The sequence below is a fragment of the Stenotrophomonas sp. HMSC10F07 genome (genome assembly GCF_001807895.1).
Lineage (GTDB): Bacteria > Pseudomonadota > Gammaproteobacteria > Xanthomonadales > Xanthomonadaceae > Stenotrophomonas > Stenotrophomonas sepilia.
This window is the reverse complement of the sequence record NZ_KV791440.1, coordinates 1-4,937: the sequence shown is the minus strand read 5'-3', so window position 1 is coordinate 4,937 and position 4,937 is coordinate 1. Positions and strand designations below refer to the sequence as shown.

The following is a 4,937-nucleotide window of genomic DNA, read 5'->3' as shown; positions in this document are numbered from 1 at the left end:
GGGTGGGTGCCGACCGTTGGTCGGCACACCGGATTATGCGGCGACCGGCGCCTGTGGTGGCGAGGACGGGCTGTTGCCGTTGTCGTCCGGATGATCGTCGTCATTGTCGGCGTCATCGCGCCAACGCCAGTCGGCCGGCGTCAGCGGATCCAGGCCATAGGCAATGCGCGCCTTGTCGCACTGCGGGCTGGCCTTGCCGTATTCCCACGATGCATCCACCTCACGGCACACGCTGGGCCGGTTGGGGTGGATCGTGCAGCGTGAATACACGCCGATCTGCGCATCCAGCGCGACGCAGCGCACCGGCTTGGAATGGGTGCCGCGCATGCACAGGCGATGCGGGTCCAGCACCTCGGTAAGCTGGTGCGGCACGCCGCCGGGGGTGACCTCGTCCGATTCCATCCAGTGGAAGGCCACGCGGTACTGGGTGCAGCAGGCGCCGCAGGTCATGCAGGGATGTTGCATGGGCAAGCCGCCTCGGGCGGCAGTCGGAATCGGGAACGAGGGTGCGGATTTTCCACGAAGTGGGCCGCCGCGCAAGAAATTCCGTAAGCGGCGACAATGAACGGATGAACCGACCCTGCAACATTGCGGCCCGTTTGCCTGAACTGGCGCGTGAACGCCCCGACCAGATCGCCATCCGCTGCCCGGGCCGCCGCGGCGCCGGCAACGGCATGGCCGCCTACGATGTCACCCTCGATTACCGTCAGCTGGACGCCCGCAGTGATGCCATGGCCGCCGGCCTGGCCGGCTACGGGATCGGCCGTGGCGTGCGCACGGTGGTGATGGTGCGGCCTTCTCCGGAGTTCTTCCTGCTGATGTTCGCGCTGTTCAAGCTGGGCGCAGTGCCGGTGCTGGTCGATCCGGGCATCGACCGGCGCGCGCTGAAGCAGTGCCTGGACGAGGCGCAGCCGCAGGCCTTCATCGGCATTCCGCTGGCGCATGTGGCGCGGCTGGTGCTGCGCTGGGCGCCGTCGGCCACCCGGCTGGTGACGGTCGGCCGTCGCCTCGGCTGGGGCGGTACCAGCCTGGCCGCGCTGGAACGTGCCGGTGCCAAGGGGGGGGCCATGCTGGCCGATACCGATGGCGAGGACATGGCGGCGATCCTGTTCACCAGCGGCTCCACCGGCGTGCCCAAGGGCGTGGTCTACCGCCACCGCCACTTCGTCGGCCAGATCCAGTTGCTGGGCAGTGCCTTCGGCATGGAAGCGGGTGGGGTGGACCTGCCGACCTTCCCACCGTTCGCGCTGTTCGACCCGGCGTTGGGCCTGACTTCGGTGATCCCGGACATGGACCCGACGCGGCCGGCGCAGGCCGACCCGGGACGCCTGCACGATGCCATCCAGCGCTTCGGCGTAACCCAGCTGTTCGGCTCGCCAGCGCTGATGCGGGTGCTGGCCCGGCACGGGCGGCCACTGCCGACGGTGACCCGGGTGACCTCGGCCGGGGCACCGGTGCCGCCGGACGTGGTCGCCACCATCCGCAGCCTGCTGCCGGCCGATGCGCAGTTCTGGACTCCCTATGGCGCCACCGAGTGCCTGCCGGTGGCGGTGGTCGAAGGCCGCGAACTGGAGCGCACCCGCGCGGCGACCGAGGCCGGTGCCGGCACCTGCGTGGGCAACGTGGTGGCCCCCAACGAGGTGCGCATCATCGCCATCGACGACGCACCGTTGGCCGACTGGTCGCAGGCACGTGTGCTGGCCACCGGCGAGGTGGGCGAGATCACCGTGGCCGGGCCGACCGCCACCGACAGCTACTTCAACCGCCCGCAGGCCACCGCCGCCGCGAAGATCCGCGAGACGCTGGCCGATGGCAGTACCCGCGTGGTGCATCGCATGGGCGACGTTGGTTATTTCGATGTGCAGGGCCGCCTGTGGTTCTGCGGGCGCAAGACGCAGCGCGTGGAAACCGCGCGCGGGCCGCTGTACACCGAGCAGGTCGAGCCGATGTTCAACACCGTGGCCGGCGTGGCGCGCACTGCGCTGGTTGGCGTGGGGGCCGCCGGTGCGCAGGTGCCGGTGCTGTGCGTGGAGCTGCAGCGTGGCCGGTCCGACAGCCCGGCACTGCAGGAAGCGCTGCGTGCCAAGGCCGCCGCATGCCTGGCCGGAGCCGGGCTGGAGCACTTCCTGGTACACCCTTCGTTCCCCGTCGATATCCGTCATAACGCCAAGATCGGCCGCGAGAAGCTCGCCGTCTGGGCCAGCGCCGAACTGGAGAAGCGCGCATGAAGATCCTGGTCACCGGTGGCGGTGGTTTCCTTGGGCAGGCGCTGTGCCGCGGGCTGGTCGAGCGTGGCCACCAGGTGCTGGCGTTCAACCGCAGTCATTACCCGGAACTGCAGGCGATGGGCGTGGGCCAGATCCGCGGTGATCTGGCCGATGCGCAGGCGGTGCTGCATGCGGTGGCCGGCGTCGATGCGGTGTTCCACAACGGCGCCAAGGCCGGCGCATGGGGCAGCTATGACAGCTACCACCAGGCCAACGTGGTCGGCACCGACAACGTCCTCGCGGCCTGCCGCGCGCATGGCATCAACCGGCTGGTCTACACCTCCACGCCCAGCGTGACCCATCGTGCCACGCACCCGGTGGAAGGCCTCGGGGCTGACGAGGTGCCGTACGGCGAAGATTTCCAGGCGCCGTATGCGGCTACCAAGGCAATCGCCGAACAGCGCGTGCTGGCCGCCAACGATGCGTCGCTGGCGACGGTGGCACTGCGCCCGCGCCTGATCTGGGGCCCGGGCGACCAGCAGCTGGTGCCACGCTTGGCCGAACGTGCGCGGCAGGGCCGCCTGCGCCTGGTCGGCGACGGCAACAACAAGGTCGATACCACCTACATCGACAACGCCGCACTCGCGCACTTCCTCGCCTTCGAGGCACTGGCGCCGGGCGCTGCGTGTGCGGGCAAGGCCTACTTCATTTCCAACGGCGAACCGCTGCCGATGCGCGAGCTGGTCAACAAGCTGCTGGCCGCTGTTGGCGCACCAACCGTGGACAAGGCGATCAGCTTCAAGACCGCCTACCGCATCGGCGCTGTCTGCGAGCGGTTGTGGCCGCTGCTGCGCCTGCGTGGCGAGCCGCCGCTGACCCGCTTCCTGGCCGAGCAGTTGTGCACGCCGCACTGGTACAGCATGGAACCGGCGCGCCGTGACTTCGGCTACGTGCCGCAGGTCAGCATCGAAGAGGGGCTGCGCAGGCTGAAGGCTTCATCTGCTGCATAGATCGCCGTCACTGGTTGCACACCGCAGGATCGGGAGGATGGACCCACGCCATCCAAGGCTCGACCACCCGCGAGGAGCGCCATGCTGCACTACGCCATCATCTTCTTTGTCATCGCCATCATCGCCGCTGTTCTGGGTTTCTCCGGAATCGCCGGCGCCGCAACCAACATCGCCTGGATCCTGTTCGTGGTGTTCCTGATCCTTGCGGTGATCTCGATGTTCCGCAAGCGCGGATAGAAACTGCAGGGCGTGCCGGTCATCGACCGGCACGCCGCTTCCAGGTGGGTGCCGACCTTGATCAGCACACTATCGCCTGGTAGGTGCCGACCTTGATCGGCGCACCTTCTGTAGAGTCGAGCATGGCTGGACTCTACAGAAGCGCTCGGTCCGCCGCATGGCGCTCCAGCGCCAGCTCGATCAGGCGGGTGATCAGCGTGGTGTAGTCCACGCCGCTGGCACCCCACAGCTTCGGGTACATGCTGATGCGGGTGAAGCCCGGCAGCGTGTTGACCTCGTTGATGATGATGTCGCCGCCCGCAGTGAGGAACACATCCACGCGCGCCATGCCGGCACACTCCAGCGCCTGATAGGCCCGCAGCGCGATCTGCTGGATGCGTGCCTGTGTTGCAGCATCGATATCCGCGGGTACCACCACTTCGGCACCATCGGCGTTGATGTACTTGGTGTCGTAGGCGTAGAACTCGTCGTGCACCACCACCTCGCCGCACAGGCTGGCCTGCGGATGTTCGTTGCCCAGCACCGCGCACTCGATCTCGCGGCCGATCACCGCCGATTCCACCAGCACCTTGTGGTCGTAGCGCAGCGCCAATGCCAGCGCTTCGGCAAAGCCCGCCGCATCCTTGACCTTGCTCACGCCTACCGACGAGCCTTGGTTGGCCGGCTTCACGAACAGCGGCAGGCCAAGCTGGGCAATCACCGCATCGACATCCACTTCCGCCACCTGGTGGCGGCGGATGCACAGCCACGGCGCCACCTGCAGCCCGGCGTCGCGCAGCAGGCGCTTGGTCACGTCCTTGTCCATCGCCACTGCCGAGCCCAGTACCGGCGAACCGACGAAGGGCAGGTTCGCCATGCGCAGCAGGCCCTGCAGCGCACCGTCCTCGCCCAGAGGCCCGTGCACGATCGGCAGCACCACATCGATCTGGCCCAGCACGCTGGCCGCATCGGAGGGCTGCAGCTGTGCCTGCTCGGCACCGGGAAGGACCGCCAGCGACTGGCCGGAGCGATGCAGCGCGATGCGTGCCGGATCATCGGAATTGAGCAGGAAGGTCGCAGGCTCGCTCAGATGCCACTGGCCCTGCTTGTCGATGCCGACCAGCACCGGCTCGAAGCGCTCGCGATCAAGCGCATCGAGGATGTTCTTCGCCGACTGCAGTGAAACTTCGTGCTCGGAAGACTTGCCCCCGAAGATGATGCCGACCCGGGTCCGTGCCATGGGGAATGCGATGTCCTGTGCGTTGCGTGGCCGTACAGCATGAACCTTCCATCGCCGCTCGGGTGAGGCACGGATGAACCGCCGGGCCGCCGGCTCGGGTAGGGGCCGACCTTGGTTGGCCCCCGGGAAATCCAGCGCCGACCAAGGTCGGCATCTACCAACGCCAGATCCCATCAGCATTGGGATCAGAGCCCGTTGCGCGGCAACGGGATCCGACCCCACAGACGACAGGAATCTGTCGAAGGCGGGGTGGGTCCGGTTGCG

At 68.0% G+C, this 4,937-nt stretch carries 5 protein-coding genes; 3 read left to right on the top strand and 2 right to left on the bottom strand.

Going from position 1 to position 4,937, the window contains the following annotated elements; translation table 11 throughout:
- Positions 1-33 precede the first annotated feature (33 nt).
- Positions 34-465 (bottom strand): YkgJ family cysteine cluster protein, encoded by a 432-nt coding sequence (locus tag HMPREF3114_RS16650; protein ID WP_005407630.1) that lies wholly within the window; start codon positions 463-465, stop codon positions 34-36.
- A 104-nt stretch (positions 466-569) separates the two neighbouring features.
- Between HMPREF3114_RS16650 and oleC the strand changes: the two genes are divergently transcribed.
- The 3 genes from oleC to HMPREF3114_RS16635 all read left to right on the top strand — a co-directional run bounded on the left by oleC (position 570) and on the right by HMPREF3114_RS16635 (position 3,454).
- A complete protein-coding gene (gene oleC / locus HMPREF3114_RS16645) occupies positions 570-2,228 on the top strand; it encodes an olefin beta-lactone synthetase (protein WP_005420778.1) in 1,659 nt (552 codons plus the stop codon).
- The gene (oleD, locus tag HMPREF3114_RS16640; RefSeq protein ID WP_070490021.1) at positions 2,225-3,217 is read left to right on the top strand and encodes a 2-alkyl-3-oxoalkanoate reductase; all 993 of its coding nucleotides are present in this window, start codon (positions 2,225-2,227) and stop codon (positions 3,215-3,217) included. The genes oleC and oleD overlap by 4 nt, the downstream gene beginning before the upstream one ends.
- An 81-nt stretch (positions 3,218-3,298) precedes the next feature.
- The gene (locus tag HMPREF3114_RS16635) at positions 3,299-3,454 is read left to right on the top strand and encodes a DUF1328 domain-containing protein (protein ID WP_005407633.1); all 156 of its coding nucleotides are present in this window, start codon (positions 3,299-3,301) and stop codon (positions 3,452-3,454) included.
- A 133-nt stretch (positions 3,455-3,587) separates the two neighbouring features.
- On the opposite strand, the gene ddlA is transcribed toward HMPREF3114_RS16635, so the two are convergent.
- Positions 3,588-4,673 carry a D-alanine--D-alanine ligase gene (gene ddlA / locus HMPREF3114_RS16630; protein ID WP_070490019.1) on the bottom strand — a complete coding sequence of 362 codons (1,086 nt, stop codon included), beginning with the start codon at positions 4,671-4,673 and terminating at the stop codon, positions 3,588-3,590.
- Positions 4,674-4,937 lie beyond the last annotated feature (264 nt).

Coding starts and splice junctions, on each gene's coding strand:
- HMPREF3114_RS16650 (WP_005407630.1), bottom strand. CDS start 465: ATGCAACATCCCTGCATGACCTGCGGCGCCTGCTGCACCCAGTACCGC.
- oleC (WP_005420778.1), top strand. CDS start 570: ATGAACCGACCCTGCAACATTGCGGCCCGTTTGCCTGAACTGGCGCGT.
- oleD (WP_070490021.1), top strand. CDS start 2,225: ATGAAGATCCTGGTCACCGGTGGCGGTGGTTTCCTTGGGCAGGCGCTG.
- HMPREF3114_RS16635 (WP_005407633.1), top strand. CDS start 3,299: ATGCTGCACTACGCCATCATCTTCTTTGTCATCGCCATCATCGCCGCT.
- ddlA (WP_070490019.1), bottom strand. CDS start 4,673: ATGGCACGGACCCGGGTCGGCATCATCTTCGGGGGCAAGTCTTCCGAG.